This is a genomic window from Streptomyces sp. NPDC086777 (genome assembly GCF_040702065.1).
GTDB lineage: Bacteria > Actinomycetota > Actinomycetes > Streptomycetales > Streptomycetaceae > Streptomyces.
In genome coordinates, this window is sequence record NZ_JBFBJI010000009.1 from 170,777 (window position 1) to 186,029 (window position 15,253).

Here is a 15,253-nt window from a genome sequence, read left to right on the forward strand (position 1 = left end):
CGGCATCCAAGGGTGTGCCGGGCCGTCGGGGGTTGGGTCAGGCGGTCTTGCAGAACGTCGCCAACGCGGTGTTGATCTGCTTTGCCTCGGCGGCGCTTACCTCGTGCGAGCTGGTGCCGAACCGCTGTTGTGCGGCCCAATCGACCTTCGCTGACTTGCCGTTGATGGCGGAGCACTGGTTACGGCTGTTGTCGATGGCCTTGTCTTCGTCCGTGACCAGGTCGGGACTGACCTTGCGCAGGGCGGCGAGCAGGGCGGCGCGCGTCTGGCCGGTCGGCTCGGCGGGAATGCCGGCGTCGTGCAGTGCGGCGGCGGCGTCACTGGCGCTCACGGATTCGGGCGCGGCCGGCGGTGCCGACTTCTTCGCCGTGGCGTCGGCATCGCTGCTGCTGCACGCGGTGAGCGCTGCGAGGGCGGCGACGGCGGCGAGGGTTAAGGCGGTGGCGCGGTGCTTCACGGGTTGTCCCCCCACGGTTGGTAAGCGTTACGTAAGAGGGACGTGTGCAACGTGGGGATGGTTGCAGGGAGCATGCGGACGCCCCGCCGCTGGGGGGAGGGGGCGGCGGGGCGTTCGGGTAGGGCGTCCGTATGCGGGCACGCCGAAGACGGGCCCCACTTTAGGTCACAGAACGATAACGGCGCAACTGGTCTTGTCCGGCGGCCGCGCCCGCGCGCGGGACGGCCCGCGTCCGGCCGCGCGGCGCGCGCCCCGCAGTGTCATACAGCGGGGCGCGCGGCTGTCATACGTCCTGTTCAGGCTGTCGGACGGGCTTGTACGGCTTGATGTTCGTCGTCACGATGACGGGCGCCACGCCCGCCGGGTAGTGCCCGCGGTTCCATGCCTCGTGGTACACGTTCGCCAGGATGAGCAACGCCTGTCGGACGGCCGTCGAGGCGTCGCAACCGGTCTTCATGATCACGCGCAGGTCGTCGTACATGCCCTCGTCGAGGATGCGCACGGACAGGGCTTTGCCTACGTCCGGCGGGAGGTTCGGGGCCTTGGCCGGCTGCTCGGTAGGGTTGGGGATAGCCATCGGGGGTCGCTCCCGTGTGGTGAGTCGGGCCCGTTCGGCGTGTGAGGCGCCGGTCGGGCCCGCGTTGGTATGGGGCGGGCTACTTCTGGTCGTCGTCGCTTACTGGCGCGGGCTCTGCGAGGGCGGCCGGTTCGCGCACGTGGACGAACAGGGCGTCGTCCTCGGTCCCCTCCGGGCCTTCCCAGATCAGAACGCGGGCGCGGTGGGTCCTGACCTCCTCGTCGTCCTCTTCGGCGTCGGCGAGCAGGTCGTCGGCGAGCTGCGCCTCGGTGCCGGGCGCGGCGTCGTTGTCGCCGCTTCCCCACGTCTGCCAGCCTTCGCCGGCGGAACTGTCGAACAGCTCGATGCGGTGCTCGTAGAGCGTGTGACCGGCGGGCACGTGCGCCCGCCGGCGCTCGTACGCGTCCTGTTCCGCCTCTCGTACGAACTGTTCGAACCACTCGGGCGTTCCGGGCTGTTCGGGCTTGCGCAGCACGTCGTACACGTAGGAGTCGGTCACGCCGAGCAGCTTCGCAATGGCGGGCGGCTTCATGCCGTCGGCCTTGGCCCGACGGATCACGAACGGGGTCGACTCCACGGCCCGCTTCCCCTGGTCGCGGGTCTCAGCGATCTGCGTGAGCGCGAGGGCGGCCGGTCGCTGCTCGACGGGGAACTCGCGCTCGACCATCGCCGTGCGCTCGGCGAGCCGCTGCTCGCGCTGCGTGCGGCGCACTGAGCGCGAGAACGATGTCATGACGCGGGGCTCCGCCTCGGGCAGGATGCCCGAACCGACAACGGCCTGAACCAAGTTGAGGGCGAGGGCGGCGAGCTGGGGGCGGCCGTCGAGCAGCCTGTCGAGGGCGGCGCGGGCCTGGGCCGGGTCGGGCGCGGGCTTCACCTCGAACCTCTTGTCATCGAGGGCGCGCAGCGCGTCGGCCTGCTGCTCCTCGAACGTCTGCGGCTGCTGATCTCTGGTGCTCATGGGGTGGTGCTCCTGTCGGTGGTCGGGCCCGCCCTCGGGCGAGGGTGGGCGAGGCGGTCAGGCGGAGAACAGGGCGACCTGTTCGGGCTTGTGGGGCACGCCGTCGAGGGTGAGCTGTTCGGGGCGAGACGGTCGCCACGGCGCGGGGATCACCAGCATGCCGACGGGCTCGGCGACCTCGACCTCGGTCCGCCACTGGGCGGCGACGGCCTCGGCCTCGGCGCGGTCGCGGGCCTCGGCGCGGACGCACCGCTTGCACAGGTGCCACCCGCGCACGGCGGCGAAGATCCAGTTACGCCCGCCCGCGGGGCGCCCGCAGTACAGCTCTCGGGTTCCGGGGCGGCGGTAGTGGCCGGTCGTCTTGCGGGCGGCGCCGCGCACTGCGTAGGTCTCCACGGGGTTTCGCTCCTCGGCGGGGCCCGCCCTCGGCGGGCGGGCCCCCTCGGCGGTCAGGCGGGGACGATCAGGGCGAGGTCAGTCGCGGGCCACGGGTCGCAGACGTCCCACGGGTTGTCGTCGCCGAGGTTCACGACGGCTTCCGTGCAGTCCGCGAGGTTGTCACACGATCCGCACTGGCACGTGCGGTCGTAGGGCTTCGGGTGCGCCTGGTACTGGTCGTTGAAGTAGTCCGAGCGGGGCAGACGGCCGAGATTCCGGTAGGCCGTGAGCTGTGTCCGCACGGCGTCGCCGTGGTGGTGGTCGGGGAACGACGCGAGGATCGTGTCGCCCTCGGCGATGTCCCATGCGCGCACGATGCGGGCGGCGGCGGGGTCGACCAGCAACGGGGCGTGATCCTCGTCTTCGGGGAGCGCGGTCACGACCACGGGGAAGAACTCAAGGCACTTCATTGGGTGTCCCTTCGGCGGGGGCGCCCGCGCAGGGCGCCCCCTTCGTGGTCGGTCAGGCGCGGGCGTCGAGGATGTGGGCGCGGGCGGCGAGTGCGGCCGTCTCGATGTGCTTCCACTTGCCGTCGAGATCGTCGAGGCCGCCGTACGGGGCGCGGATGACGGCGACCTCGATCGGACGGTCGGGGTAGATCAGGGCGCGGGCGGTGCCGTTCTCGAACAGGACGGCGATCCCCTCGTCGTTCCACGCGAGGACCCACCCCATGGCGGTCACGGTGGGGTACTCCTCGCGCTCCTCGTCGTCGAGCAGGGCGTCGCGGAAGCGGCGCGGCTGAAAGGTGATCAGGCGGGCGGGCCGCAGCTTCTCGACAGCGAGGGCGAACGCGGCCTCGCGGGTCGAGATACCTGCGCCGAGGTAGTCGCGGCTCGGGTAGATGTCACCCTCGGCGGGGACCTTGGCGACGGCCCAGTACCCGTCAAGGGGCTTGCTCGCGGTGTTGAACACGACGTACTCGGCGCGGTCGAACTGGAACGCGGAACGGCCCTGCTCGTCGGGCTCGGCGAGCTGCGGCTCGGCGGCGGCCTCGCGGTGGTGGGTGCCGTCGCACTCGTCGGCGCGACCGGTCTCGACGCAGTCGCACGGGCACCCGCAGTCGGTCACGGGGCGCACGAAGAACACGAACGCGTCGACCGTGTGCTCGCCGACCAGTTCGGCGACGGTCTCGCACTTGGCGAGGCGGTCGTACAGCTCATCGAGCGGGCCGTCGTCCTCGACGTCCTCGGCAACGCCGGCGATGTCTCCCTCAAGCCACGCGAAGATCATTTCGTAGTCCTCGCCGATGCACTCGACCCGGTACTCGGGGTCGAGGCCGATCTCGTGAAAGCCCACGTGGTAGCGCGTGCGGTTGGTGTTCATCAGGGGGTCGCTCCCTCTGTTCGGTGGTGGTGGCGGGTGAGGACCGCCATTGGCGTGACCACTGTAGGCACTTCTGAAGTTGCTACACAAGTTACTTCAGAAGTTGGTTCAGAACTTCGGTAGGCGTCCAACTGCCGGGCGTGCCGGAGGAGTTGGCCGGTCGCCCGTTACCGGCTACGCGGCCGGTCGTTGCCGGTCGGGGGTGAGGGCGGCCCACAGGGCGACCAGGTCGGCGCCCCGCCACTCGCCACGGCGGCGGCCGTCCTCGGCGGGCGCGGTGCAGCGTGCGCCGGTCGAGCAGGCGACGACCGGCTCGCCGCCGGCGCGTGTGCGGCCGGTGAGGCTTCCCCCGCACCAGGGGCACGGCCGGTCGAGGGCGGTCGACCGGCCGTCGCGGCAGAGGGCGCGCTCGATCCTGCGGCGGGCGCCGGCGGCTGTCGCGGCGATGTGGTCGAGCAGCAGGGCGGGGACCGGCGTGAACAGGTCGCCGTACTCCTCGCCGAGGGCCCGCCCCTCCAGCCATACGGCGGCCCAGTGCAGTCCGTACGCGCGCGATCCGGCCGACTCGGGCGTCTGGTAGTGCCACCGGCCGGGGTGCTGCCGGTCGCCGAGGTCTTCCCGCATGACCGTGTGCGGCGGGTACGACCGCAGCGCGACCGGCGTCCGCCGTACGGTGCGCTGTACCTGCTCGGCGACGGCGTCGGCGAGGTCGAACAGGTCGCGCTCGGTGTCAAGGGCGGCGTCGAGGGCGTCGAGGTTGAGCGGGGCCGGGTGTTCGCGGATGGTGAGCGGGAGCCGGCCTATGACGGGCGCGGCCGGCATGGGGTCGTCAGTACGGTCGGCGGCGGCGAGCTGGTCGAGGAACCCGCCGCGGGTCTCGCGCGGCGGCCACTCGGCGGCCGGGGGGTGCGCGATGGCGGTGAGCAGGTCGCCCCACTGCTCACGGACGGCGGCGAGGTCGACCGCGGCGCGGCGGCCGACCGGCGGGGCGTCGAGGGGGGTCGTCATGTGTGGCTGCTCCTGTGCTCAGTGCTGGGCGAGGGCGTCGCGAACGGCGTCGTACGCGTCGTGCAAGCCGTTGGCGTAGGCGAGGGTGTGCGGCAGTCCGAGGCGGGGCCGGGGCACGGTGGGCAGCAGGGCCCGGACGGCGGCGACCTGCTTACCGGCGGCGCGGTAGACGCCGAGGGTGTCGGGCCCGAACACGGCCCGGTACGCCGTGAGCTGTTCCTCGGCGTCCGCGGCACGCTGCTCGGCCTCGGCGACGTCGCCCTCAAGCTCGCGTACGACGGCGTCGGCGGCGGCGCGGTGGTGGGCGAGGGTGCGCGTGGTGCCCTCGTTGGCCTTGCGGGACTCGTCGGCGCTGCGTCGTTCCTGGTCGACGTACTCGCGCAACAGCCGGGCCTCGGCGGCGCTGAGCCGGCCGCGTTCGGCGCGGGCGAGCAGGACGTCGAGGGCGGCGCGCCGGTCGGCGCGCTCGTGGTCGCGTGGCTTGGTCCGAAAGTGCCGGCGGCGGGTGGTCATGTCTGCTGCTCCTTACGGCGGTTGGAGTTGCGGGCGAGGCGCAACAGGTCGCGGTCGGCCTGTGCGTCGGCGCGGGCCCGGCGCGATGTGCGGTCGCGGCCGGCGAGGGGGCAGGGGTCGCGGCGGGCGGCCCACCACCCGAGCGGGGCGCCTGCCACGATCACGGTCGCCGTGACGACCAGGACATCGGCGGCGAGCTGCTGGGCGGCGCTCACTGCTGCGCCTGCTCGTCGAGGTGGGCGGCGACGGTGTCGAGCAGTTTCCGGATGCTGTCCTTGCCGGTGAGCAGGCCGCGCGAGCTGCGGGTCACGCCCCACTGCCGACGGGTGGCGTCGGTGTGCTGCCGGGCGAGGCCGGACAGTTCGCGGGTGTGGGCGGCGAGCAGGGCGTAGGCGGTCGCGAGGGCGGCGGCGGGGGTGCGCTGCTCGGGGTCGAGCAGGGCGTCGCGCAGTGAGGCGAGGGCAGGCGACGGCTGGTCGGCGTTGAAGTCGAGCGACCGGCGGGTCTCCTCGACGGCCCGGCCTGTGGGGGTGGCCATGGCGGCGAGGCCGGCGGCGGCGCGGTCGGCGTCGTCGGCGGGCAGCTGGTCGGTGACGGCGGCGAGCAGGCGGTCGAGGCCGTCGGGGCGCTGCGTCTGGCCGGTGCTGCGGGCGAGCAGGACGGCCGAGGGTGGGGCGGGTGCGTCGTGTATCGGGCACGGGCGGCCGGTCGCGCGGGCGGTCGCGCACAGTCCGGCGGGGCTGTCGAGGCCGTCGGCGAGCTGCCGCAGCACGTCGGCGGCGGTCTGCCGGGGGAGGTTGGTCGCGATGTCGGCCGGTCCCTCGTTCGGCACGGTGACGATCAGGCGGTGAGTGTCGAGCGAAGCGACGGCGACGGCGTCGGGAGCGCGGGTCATGGGGTGGTGCTCCTGTCTCGTGTCGGGTGGGCCGAGGTGCTGCTCGCGCGCGCGGGCGGCGCCGCGTCCGGACGCGCGGGCGGCCGGAACGGGCCTTGGCTGGCAGTCACGCGGCCCGTGCGAGGGCGCGGTCGGCGCGTGGGCGGATGGGCTCGACGGGGGCGAGGCGGGCCTCGCGCTGCTCGGCGCGCTTGGCTCGGGCGGAGGCGTTCTTGCACTTCCGGCACTTCCGCGTTCCGTTCTTCGCGCGGATGGTGTTCGCCCGGTCGTAGGCGTGGCCGGCTGGGCAGTGCGTGACGGCGGCGCGGGCGGCGACGTGGTTCGTCGAGCGGAGGATGTTCGTACGGTGCGTGACGGCGTCGAGGTGGCCGGGGGCGACGCATTCGCGGCGACGGCACCGGTGGTCGATCTCAAGGCCGGTCGGTATCGGGCCGTTGGCCTGCTCGTACGCGTAGCGGTGGGCCTTGACCGTGCGGCCGTGGGCCCAAAAGGTGCCGTAGCCCTTCTCGTTCTGCGATCCGTCCCACAGGTGGCAGGGGCCGGGACAGTCCCGGCGGAGTGACCAGGGGCCGGCGGTGTTCACCTTGTCGGCGAACCGCTCGGCCGGGGTGGGCCGGTGCATGGGGTGTGCCTCCGTCGGGAAGTCGTTCCGAATGTTCTTTCACGATTGGTACGTTCCTTCCATCGTTGGAACATAGTCCATAGGGGGCGGCCCTGGTCACCCCGATTTCCGCCCCCTGGCACGGTGTTACGCGGCTTCCGGGCGGTCGTCGTGCTCGGCGAGGACGATCGTCCATCCCATGGCGACCAGTTCCTCGACGACCTGCTCGGCGACGTCCTCGGCGGTGTCGAGGCCGTTCCCTCGGGCGTTCTCGACGCCGGCGCGCACGACGGCGAGGGCGGCGGCGGGGATCATCGCTGCGCCCCGGTGACATGGCGGGCGTCGCGGCGCCCGCACTGCTCGCGGGCGACCGGCGGGCGCACCATGAGCCGGGCGAGGGCGGCGCGTTCGCGCGCGGACTTCTCGGCGGCGGCGCGGCCGGCGGCCTCTTCCTGCTCGGCACGGTGCCGCTCCTCGGCGGCACGCCGGCGCTGCTCCTCCTCGGCGGCGCGGCGCTCGGCGAGCAGGGCGGGCCCGTCGACCTCGAACCAGGTCGACCACCGGCCGTGCCCGTTGTGCTCCTCGACGATCACGTACGCGCCCTGCTCGGCCATGTTCCGGGCGATGCGGCGGGCGGCCTTGCGGTCCTGCGTCGGCCTGATGGCCGGGCGGTCCGGATGCCGGTCCCACGATCCCGTGATCCGGTACCCGCTGTTGTTTTTTGTGCGGTCGGTCGCGCTCGCGCGGCGGCGGTGCGGGGCGCGCTCCGGGTGCTTCCTGCGGCTGGTCATGCGGCCGGCTCCTTCGGTGCGTAGCGGCGGGCGAGGTCGAGGCGCGAGGGGTGCGCCGAACTGCGGGGATTGCGGCGGTAGTTGGTGCAGGGATCGCCCGCGGCGGCGCGGCACTGCTGGTACGGGCACGGGACGTCGAGCGGGTCGGGCAGTCCCTCGACGGCGCGGCGTTCGCGCTCGGCGCGGCGGGGGCGGAACTCGGCGAGGGCGTCGGCGACGGTGCGGGGGACGTAACCGCCGAGGGCGGCGAGGCGTTCGGCGGCGAGCTGGTCGCGCTCCTCGCGGGTGCCGCCGGTCAGTTCGTGGTACGTCGAGGCGGTCGAGGCGCCGGTCGCCACGGCGGTGCGGGTGCCGACCAGTTCGGCGCGGTACGCGGCGGGGTCGTCCGGGTCGGCGGCGGGAACGGGGTCGTGGTGGCGGTCGACGACGTCGCGGCGGAAGCTGTGCCACGGGCGCGACACGTCCGACGGCCGGACTGGGTACGGCGAGGTCGCGATGTGGTGGCGCACGACCTGTGCGGCGTCCCAGTGGCGGCCGTTTGGGTGCGGGGCGCGCGGGGGGACGTCGGCGAGCAGGTCGGCCCACTGGTCGAGGGTTTCCTCGGCGGCGGCCTGGTCGGCGGGCGCGGTGCGCGGGTCGAGGCGCACAGCGTAGGCGAGCAGGGCCGCGACTTCTTCGCGGGTCATCTGGCTTGCTCCTGGGGTGAGTTGAGGGCGGCGGCGAACATGTCGGCGGCGCGGGCGACGCGTCCGGGCCGGGCGGCGGCGAGGGGGATCACGTCTGCGCCCGGCGACGTCGGGGCGCCGGCGGGGACGGGCGGGAGCGCACTCCAGCCGGGCAGGAAGTACCGGACCGAGCGGGGGCGGCTACGGGCGCGGCGGCACTGCTCGCGGGCGTGGTCGACCAGGGCGGCGACGGCGGTCCGCTTCACGATCGCCTCAAGCCGGAACCAGTCGGCCTCTGCGAGGGACCACTCGACGACGATCCCGGCGGCGGTGAGCGCGTCGCACAACGGCCGAAGGTTCGGCGGGACTGCGGGCGTCGAGCCGTAGCTAGCTGGCTGTACCTCCGAAGGAGGTACAGCGGGATGGGACGGGTCGGGACGGGGGGACCGTGACGGGTCAGTGCCGTCACGCTGTGACGGTCCTTCCTGACCTGCGATGTCTTGCGGGAACTCGATCTGATTCGCGGCCGGTTCGCGATTTCCGTCCGACGGATCGCCGTCGGTTCCGACGTGATTTGCCGATGGAACGGGCGGATTACGCTCCTGGTTCCGCTGCTCGTCGGCGCGTTCACGGGCCCGCTGCTGCCGCTCGGCGGCGCGTGCGCGCTCGGTCTCGACGCGCGCCCGGCTCGGGTTGTAGATCAGGAAGTCGTGCATGTAGTAGTCGCCGGGCGCCGGCTGCTGGCACTTCGGGTGCGGGCACGTGTGACCGTGCTCGTGCCACAGGCCGGCGGCGACCAGCTTCCGGGCCTGCGGCGCGGTGCCGTACAGCTGGGCGACGACGCCCGGAACCATGCCCTCGGTGAGGTGTTGGGCGGCGTACGCGCCCGCTTTGGCCCACAGGCCGACGGCGGCGTTACCGGCCTTGAGCGTCTTGGGGTGCCCGTAAAACGTGTCGTCGACTTTGAACCAGGTCACAGGGTCTGTGCTCCTCGGGATGGTGCGCCCGGGGCGAGGGGCGCCGTTGGCTCGTCCTCGCCCCGGGGCAGATCAGGCGGCGGCGGTGACGTATGGGCGGGTCCGGGCCGGCTGGTGCTCCTCGCACCGTGGCCCGCACGGATACGGCCGTACCTCGGAGTCGTGGCACGTCGGGTTGCCGTGCCCACAACTCGGTGTGCTGGCAAGCCGGTTGCACTCGGCGCAGTACCGCTTGCCGTGGGCGCGGTGGCGGCCGTGTACGGCCTGGTCGTGCTCGCACTTGGGCGGCCGGTGCCGCATGCCCTTGACCGAGGCGAGGGCGGCGCGCTCGCGCTCCCGGGTGACCTGGTCGTCGACATGGGCGGGCGAGCAGCAGGTCGGCACATCGCACGATGGGCGGGCGGGACCGACCGGCGCCCGCCCGTGCCACATCATGAACGCGGCCTGAAACGCGGTGTAGGCGGTGCCCTTGTGCTGGAACCGGCCCCCGCCCTTGGCGGGGGTGCCGGTCCATTCGCGGTGTCCGCCCTCGGTCTCGCGGGTGTTCTTGAGGAACACGAGCGCGAGGTCGACGGAAACGCCCGGTGCGGACGTGGCGGCGCTCATGCGGCCAGTCCGAACCGCTCGGCGATCCCGGCGCGGTGTAGCAGGAACCGCAGCGCGTACGCGGCCTGCTGAGGCACGACCCCGTTCCCCAACGCCTTGAGCTGCGCGGGACGGGACAGGCCCGGTACGCCGGTGACGTGGCCGGGCTCAAGCCCCATCATCCACTCGACGAACGCGGCGGTCAGGCGGCCTCGATCGTCAGTTGGCCGGGGCGCCGGTCGGCCCGTGACCGCTTCCCACTGCGCAACGGCGTAGGCGTAGGGCCCCCAATCGACGCTGCCGCGCTGGCCAGTGTCGGCGTTCCGTCGCCGTGCTTCTGGTTCGGGCTCCCCTTCGTGCCGTCGCTCGCCCTGGGCGTCGGCAACAGGTGCTCGACCTCGTCGGCGAGCGTCGGGCCGTGTCCGCCCCCCTTCCTCTTGTCCGGGTGCTGCGTCCCCCCGCTGATCCCGAGTGACGCCGTCGGGGTCTTCAGCAGCCGTACGACGGCCGGTAGCCCGTCGTCGTGCCCCCTGCCCCGGCTGTCCCTCGCGAGGGGTGTCGGCAGTTGCGTGATGCGGGCCCGCAACGTGTCGTTGCGGTTCCCGTCCGGGGTCCCCGGCCCGTTCCACTCGCTCGTGGTCGGCGTCGGCAGCAGGCCACGCGATGATGAAAACGCGCTCACGCTGGTGGGGCGCCCCGACGTCGGATGCGCGCTGCACGTGCCATTCCGCATCGAACCCGAGGTCGGCCAAGTCGCCGAGTACGGCGCCGATAGCTCGAAGAGTGTCGGCGTCTCCGCCGTCTGCATCCACAGGCGTTCCGTCGGCTCCCACACCGCGAACGGCCTTGGCCGAGAGAAGACCGCGGACATTTTCGATCACCACCAATCGGGGTCTGAGTACGGAAATGGCGTGGGCCACGTGGAACCACAGGCCGGACCGGGTCCCCTTGATCACGCGCTCGGGCGGCGGGCCCGCCGGGTCGGCGAGGTCGCGCGCGTTGAGTTCGGCGACCGCGGCGGCGGCCACCACACCGGACAGGCGCGAGGGGACGGCGCCGGACGGCGCGGCGGCCTCGCACGTCGTGAGGTCGTGGTCGCCCCAACGGCAGTTCCCGCACAGCAGGACGCCGGCGGGTACGACGGTGTCGCCAATCAGGCCGGCGCGCTTGCCGGCGAGGCTCACGTCGGTGCAGGGGAAACCGGACGTGAGGACGTCGACCGGCTCGACCTCCGACCAGTCAACAGCCGTGATATCGCCGTGGTTTGGGACGGCGGGCCAGTGATGGGCGAGGATGCGCGCGGCGTACTGGTGCTTGTCGCCGGGCTCGTACTGGCAGTGCCACGCCACGGACGCGCCGAGGACGTCGCACACGGCCATGTCGAGGCCGCCGTATCCGGAGCACAGCGACCCCACCCGCAGCGCGTCGCCCTCATCGATGGCGAGCTGTCCCGGCACCATCTCGACGGCCCGCTCGGCGAGCAGCTTCCCGACCGCGTCGAGAGTGAGACTCACGCGGCCTCACCTCGGCCGGGGGGTGCCGTATGACGGATGTGACCGGCGAGTCTGGTGATGCGGCCGGCGAGAGTGATCGCGTCGTCGGGGGCGAGCAGGTCGTCGAGGGTGTCGGCGGGCGGGGCCTCGGCGAGCAGGGCCTCGCGACTCCCGTCGGCGGCGGCGGCGCGCATGGCGCGTTCATGCTCGGGCATGTCCACGCTCACGACGGCGTGATCGAGGCGGACGACGTTCGCCCCGTGGACGGTGAGCAGACGGCCGACGGGGTCGGGGTCGGCGGTGTACGCGACGGCGAGGGCGTCGAGCAGCTGCTCGGCGCGGTCGGCGATCGGCAGACGGACGGCGAGGCCGTCGGCGGTGAGCGTCGGGCGGATCACCGGCGCAGCTCCTCGGGCATGACCGGCCTGGTGGCGATGTCGAGGGCTCCCGTAATGGCGTCGTAGACCTGCGGGCGGGTCCAGTCGGCGGCGGGGAACATCCGCAGCAGCAGGCCGCGGGCGGCGCGGTGCGCGTCGCGGTCGGCCTTGACCGGCCCGCCGAGGGCGTCGCCGAGGACGACCCACGTCGCGCGGCGCTCCTCGCCGTCGCGGTTGGTCGGCACGGGGATGGTCTGAACGCGCGCGGTGCCAGGGGCGATCTGGTCGAGCTGCCGGGCGATCACGGCGGTTCGGGTGGCGTGCTTCTCGGCGTCCGCGGCGGTCGGCGCGGCGGTACTCTCAGGGGTGTTCACGATCGATACCTCTCGGGGTTCGGTCAGGCGGGCCATCCGGGCGCAATCCGGGTGGCCCGCCCTGTTTTCAGGCGGCGGCGCGGTGCTGCTCGACGGCGGGCGCCTGCCGGCGCTGCTCGCGTTCGAGGCGGCGCAAGATCAGTTCCATTGCTGGATCGAGGCGCCCGGCGGCGCGGTCGCTGTCTCGGCGGTCGCGGGCGGCGTCGAGGACACGCCGGGCGTTCGCGAACGCCTGCTCGCGGGAGATCACGGGGCCGGTCACACGGCGGCCCGCTTGAGCAGCTGCCCGGCGGAAATGCCGTAGTGCGTCTCAACTGCCGCAGCTACGTTGGCACTTGGGGCCGTGCGGCCGTGCCACAGGCGCCATGCGGTGTTCCGCGCAACCTTCAACCGGCGTGCAGTGTCTGACGGGTTGTGATCACCCGCCTTGCGGGCGGCGGCGACCAGGGCCTCGCGGTCGTACACGGGCATCATCCTTCCGTGGTTGGTAATCTCTTTCCATGGATGGAACGTAGCACGGTGGGGCGTGTGGGGAAACTGTGAAGTCCTGGAGTTTCAATGTTCATTGACACTCGGCATATGCCCGACAACAATCGGTCACCTGTTCGAGTGTGTTGCCGCAGTTCATGGGGGTGAACCGTGTTAAAAGTGTGCAATCAGAACAGGTTCATGACGACCCGTAGCTCGGGCTGTCCAGGCGCGGTATGTTCCATCCATGGAACAGAACAACCAGCCGGGGAACGACAGGGCGACCCCGGCCGACTTCGCGCGATGGTTTCGCAGCCAGCTCGAACGACGCGGCTACGAGATGCGCCCCAGGGGCGGCGGACAGAGCCGGTTCGCCGCAGACTCCGGCCTGAGTGCCGGCACGATCAGCCGCATTCTGAACAAGCAGGGCGCCCAGGACATCAAGGTTCTCGAAGCCCTCGCCAACGCGCTTGACCTACCTCTCGCCGAGGTACTGGTCGCCGCTGGCGTCCTCAGCCGGAGCGAGCTAGCCGGCGTTCAGAATCCCGCCCCGCGCCCCGACGGCCCACTCACCCCGGAGCAGGCCGCGGAAGAAATGGGCATCGAGGACCCCGACGACGTCGCGGTTTTCGTCAACACAACCGAGTTCCTGATCAGGCGCCGCGCCAAAACCCGCGATGGACGCGCCGCCGAGAATTGACGCACGGAGGCACCACAAGTGACCCACCGGTTCACGCCCGCATTCGCCGTACTTCTGCTCTTGATGGGGCAGTCTGCGGGCGTCCTCGGCCTGCTCGGTGACAACGATTCCCTCTGGCAGGCGGGGCTCTTCATCACCCTTACCGCCGTCCCGCTGCTCATCGTTGGCGCAGTGCACAACTCCCAGCAAGCCACGGCCGACCAGCTCGCCGACGCAGACCGCGCCGGATACCTCCGCGGCCTCGACCACGTTGCCCGCGGTCTGCTCGACGCACCCACCCCGCCCGAACCGGGGCACAGGGAGGACCGCACCGAGAGGACCGCGGGCAACGTGGTCACACTTCGCCCGAACTTAGTCCGACCAACCGAACGGAAGGCGCAGTGACAGTCTTAGATCTACCAGCCACATTCCGCGGCTCGCCTATCGACGAAGACGGCGAGCCGTGGCTCGGCTACATCCGCGTGTCTACGTGGAAAGAGGAGAAGATCAGCCCCGAGCTGCAAGAGACGGCCCTCCGAGGATGGGCCAAGCGCACGGGCCGACGCCTACTCGAACCACTGATCATGGACCTTGACGTGACGGGCCGTAACTTCAAGCGCAAGATCATGGGCGGAATCAGGCGCGTTGAAGCCGGAGAAGCGCGCGGCATCGCGGTATGGAAGTACAGCCGCTTCGGACGCTCCCGCGACGGCGTCGCCGTTAACCTCAAACGCCTTGAAGACGCAGGCGGCCAACTTGAATCCGCCACCGAAGAAGTGGACGCGCGTACGGCCACCGGCCGACTGCAACGCGGCATCCTCTTTGAGTTCGCCGCGTACGAATCCGATGTGCGTGGTGAGCAGTGGCGCGAGACACACGATCACCGCCGCTACAAGCTCCACTTACCCGCCACAGGGCGCCCTCGGTTCGGGTACGTATGGCACCCCCGCCGGCTCCCGGACCCCCAACGGCCGGGGCAATTCATCCTGCAAGAAGAACGCTACGTCGCACACGAAGCCCTCGGCCCGGTCATGGCCGACCGCTTCCGGCAGTACGTCGACGGCGACCCCTTCTATGCACTGGTCAGCGAGCTGAACGCTGACGGCCACCGCACCACCCGCGGCGGCCCCTGGTCCGAACAGACCCTCATCCGGTACATGGATTCGGGTTTCTGCGCCAGCCTGCTCCGCGTCCACAACCCAAAGTGCCAGTGCGCCCCGGAAGTACGTGGGAACTGCTCCGATGTGCTGTTCATACCCGGAGCGCAAGAGGAACTGATCAGCGCTGAACTCTGGCAGATGTACCGAGAGCGACGCGAGGCGATGCGCAACACCGCGCCACGTGCCCGCCGAGCGACCTACGAACTGTCGGGACTCATGCGGCACACCCAGTGCCGCGGCAACCTAGCCGCGAACAACTCTCAGCGTGTTGTCGACGGCCAAACGGTCAAGATCCCTGGGTTCTGGTATCGGTGCGGGCTCCGAACCGTCAGCGGTCCGACCGCGTGCCCCGGAGTGTGGATCAAGCGGGAGCAAGCCGAAGGCGAAGTCCTCAAGTGGCTTGCGCGAGAGGCCGCCCCCGGTATCGACGCCGCCCCGAGCGTTCCCGAGCAGCGCACGGAAGTGCGCGACGATCGCGTGTCGGCCGCCCGCGAGCGCGCACGCCTCCAGCGCGAGTCCGACCAGCTCGCCCGTGCGCTGGTCAACCTTCGGACTGACCGGGCTATGAACCCCGAGGACTACGGGCCCGGCGAGTACGAGGCTGCTCGGGACCGTATCCGTACCCAGCAGGCCGCCAACACGAAAGCGATGGAGCGGGTTGCCGAGGTTGAGGCGACTCCGCACCGCGCCGACTACGAAACGTTGATCGTCGGCACGGTCGAGGAGTGGGAGACGCTGAACGTACGTGAGCGCAACGCGATCTTGAAACAGCTTGTGCGCCGCGTGGCCGTCGCCAAGACGGAAGACGGTGTGCGGGTCGAGGTTCATCCCGTGTGGGAGCCGGACCCGTGGGCGCCGGAAAGGGAGGTGGCCGGCGTCCAGTAACGTGCGGGCGTCTTCCTTTGCTCTGG

At 71.7% G+C, this 15,253-nt stretch carries 23 protein-coding genes; 4 read left to right on the forward strand and 19 right to left on the reverse strand.

The genetic code is table 11. The features are described 5' to 3' along the window. Positions 1-37: 37 nt before the first annotated feature. From AB0472_RS15515 to AB0472_RS15605, 19 genes are all read right to left on the reverse strand, one after another. Positions 38-457: a hypothetical protein gene (locus tag AB0472_RS15515; RefSeq protein ID WP_366356802.1), complete on the reverse strand. Its 420-nt coding sequence runs from the start codon at positions 455-457 to the stop codon at positions 38-40. A 283-nt stretch (positions 458-740) separates the two neighbouring features. Beyond that, on the reverse strand, positions 741-1,034 hold the full coding sequence (locus AB0472_RS15520) for a hypothetical protein (protein ID WP_366356804.1): 294 nt from the start codon (positions 1,032-1,034) through the stop codon (positions 741-743). A 79-nt stretch (positions 1,035-1,113) separates the two neighbouring features. Further along, on the reverse strand, positions 1,114-1,995 hold the full coding sequence (locus AB0472_RS15525) for a hypothetical protein (protein ID WP_366356806.1): 882 nt from the start codon (positions 1,993-1,995) through the stop codon (positions 1,114-1,116). Between the two features lie 57 nt (positions 1,996-2,052). Beyond that, complete coding sequence (locus AB0472_RS15530; protein ID WP_366356808.1) at positions 2,053-2,391, reverse strand: hypothetical protein; 339 nt, start codon at positions 2,389-2,391, stop codon at positions 2,053-2,055. A gap of 53 nt (positions 2,392-2,444) precedes the next feature. Then, positions 2,445-2,843, reverse strand: a complete 399-nt coding sequence (locus tag AB0472_RS15535; protein ID WP_366356809.1) for a hypothetical protein — start codon at positions 2,841-2,843, stop codon at positions 2,445-2,447. Positions 2,844-2,895: 52 nt separating this feature from the next. After that, positions 2,896-3,756, reverse strand: coding sequence for a hypothetical protein (locus tag AB0472_RS15540; RefSeq protein WP_366356811.1), 861 nt, complete (start codon positions 3,754-3,756; stop codon positions 2,896-2,898). 174 nt (positions 3,757-3,930) lie between these two features. Further along, the gene (locus tag AB0472_RS15545; protein ID WP_366356812.1) at positions 3,931-4,764 is read right to left on the reverse strand and encodes a hypothetical protein; all 834 of its coding nucleotides are present in this window, start codon (positions 4,762-4,764) and stop codon (positions 3,931-3,933) included. An 18-nt stretch (positions 4,765-4,782) separates the two neighbouring features. Next, positions 4,783-5,277 carry a hypothetical protein gene (locus tag AB0472_RS15550; RefSeq protein WP_366356814.1) on the reverse strand — a complete coding sequence of 165 codons (495 nt, stop codon included), beginning with the start codon at positions 5,275-5,277 and terminating at the stop codon, positions 4,783-4,785. Then, on the reverse strand, positions 5,274-5,492 hold the full coding sequence (locus AB0472_RS15555; RefSeq protein WP_366356816.1) for a hypothetical protein: 219 nt from the start codon (positions 5,490-5,492) through the stop codon (positions 5,274-5,276). The genes AB0472_RS15550 and AB0472_RS15555 overlap by 4 nt, the downstream gene beginning before the upstream one ends. Further along, positions 5,489-6,172 carry a hypothetical protein gene (locus tag AB0472_RS15560; protein WP_366356817.1) on the reverse strand — a complete coding sequence of 228 codons (684 nt, stop codon included), beginning with the start codon at positions 6,170-6,172 and terminating at the stop codon, positions 5,489-5,491. Before AB0472_RS15560 ends, AB0472_RS15555 begins: the two co-directional genes overlap by 4 nt. 106 nt (positions 6,173-6,278) lie before the next feature. Further along, the gene (locus AB0472_RS15565; protein ID WP_366356819.1) at positions 6,279-6,794 is read right to left on the reverse strand and encodes an HNH endonuclease signature motif containing protein; all 516 of its coding nucleotides are present in this window, start codon (positions 6,792-6,794) and stop codon (positions 6,279-6,281) included. A gap of 126 nt (positions 6,795-6,920) precedes the next feature. Continuing rightward, entirely contained in the window at positions 6,921-7,088 is a 168-nt protein-coding gene (locus AB0472_RS15570; RefSeq protein ID WP_366356821.1) for a hypothetical protein, read from the reverse strand. After that, positions 7,085-7,564 (reverse strand): hypothetical protein, encoded by a 480-nt coding sequence (locus tag AB0472_RS15575; RefSeq protein WP_366356823.1) that lies wholly within the window; start codon positions 7,562-7,564, stop codon positions 7,085-7,087. Before AB0472_RS15575 ends, AB0472_RS15570 begins: the two co-directional genes overlap by 4 nt. Then, positions 7,561-8,250 (reverse strand): cell surface glycoprotein, encoded by a 690-nt coding sequence (locus AB0472_RS15580; RefSeq protein ID WP_366356825.1) that lies wholly within the window; start codon positions 8,248-8,250, stop codon positions 7,561-7,563. Before AB0472_RS15580 ends, AB0472_RS15575 begins: the two co-directional genes overlap by 4 nt. Further along, entirely contained in the window at positions 8,247-9,206 is a 960-nt protein-coding gene (locus AB0472_RS15585; protein ID WP_366356827.1) for a mucin-2, read from the reverse strand. The genes AB0472_RS15580 and AB0472_RS15585 overlap by 4 nt, the downstream gene beginning before the upstream one ends. 72 nt (positions 9,207-9,278) lie before the next feature. Next, complete coding sequence (locus AB0472_RS15590; protein ID WP_366356829.1) at positions 9,279-9,812, reverse strand: hypothetical protein; 534 nt, start codon at positions 9,810-9,812, stop codon at positions 9,279-9,281. Then, entirely contained in the window at positions 9,809-11,305 is a 1,497-nt protein-coding gene (locus tag AB0472_RS15595) for a DNA cytosine methyltransferase (RefSeq protein ID WP_366356830.1), read from the reverse strand. The genes AB0472_RS15590 and AB0472_RS15595 overlap by 4 nt, the downstream gene beginning before the upstream one ends. Continuing rightward, on the reverse strand, positions 11,302-11,682 hold the full coding sequence (locus AB0472_RS15600) for a hypothetical protein (protein ID WP_366356832.1): 381 nt from the start codon (positions 11,680-11,682) through the stop codon (positions 11,302-11,304). Before AB0472_RS15600 ends, AB0472_RS15595 begins: the two co-directional genes overlap by 4 nt. Further along, on the reverse strand, positions 11,679-12,035 hold the full coding sequence (locus AB0472_RS15605) for a hypothetical protein (RefSeq protein ID WP_366356833.1): 357 nt from the start codon (positions 12,033-12,035) through the stop codon (positions 11,679-11,681). Before AB0472_RS15605 ends, AB0472_RS15600 begins: the two co-directional genes overlap by 4 nt. Between AB0472_RS15605 and AB0472_RS15610 the strand changes: the two genes are divergently transcribed. The 4 genes from AB0472_RS15610 to AB0472_RS15625 all read left to right on the forward strand — a co-directional run bounded on the left by AB0472_RS15610 (position 12,028) and on the right by AB0472_RS15625 (position 15,227). After that, positions 12,028-12,339, forward strand: a complete 312-nt coding sequence (locus tag AB0472_RS15610) for a hypothetical protein (RefSeq protein WP_366356835.1) — start codon at positions 12,028-12,030, stop codon at positions 12,337-12,339. The genes AB0472_RS15605 and AB0472_RS15610 overlap by 8 nt on opposite strands. 411 nt (positions 12,340-12,750) lie before the next feature. Then, positions 12,751-13,203 (forward strand): helix-turn-helix transcriptional regulator, encoded by a 453-nt coding sequence (locus AB0472_RS15615; protein WP_366356837.1) that lies wholly within the window; start codon positions 12,751-12,753, stop codon positions 13,201-13,203. Between the two features lie 18 nt (positions 13,204-13,221). Beyond that, positions 13,222-13,587, forward strand: a complete 366-nt coding sequence (locus tag AB0472_RS15620; RefSeq protein WP_366356838.1) for a hypothetical protein — start codon at positions 13,222-13,224, stop codon at positions 13,585-13,587. Next, positions 13,584-15,227, forward strand: a complete 1,644-nt coding sequence (locus AB0472_RS15625; RefSeq protein WP_366356840.1) for a recombinase family protein — start codon at positions 13,584-13,586, stop codon at positions 15,225-15,227. The genes AB0472_RS15620 and AB0472_RS15625 overlap by 4 nt, the downstream gene beginning before the upstream one ends. Positions 15,228-15,253 lie beyond the last annotated feature (26 nt).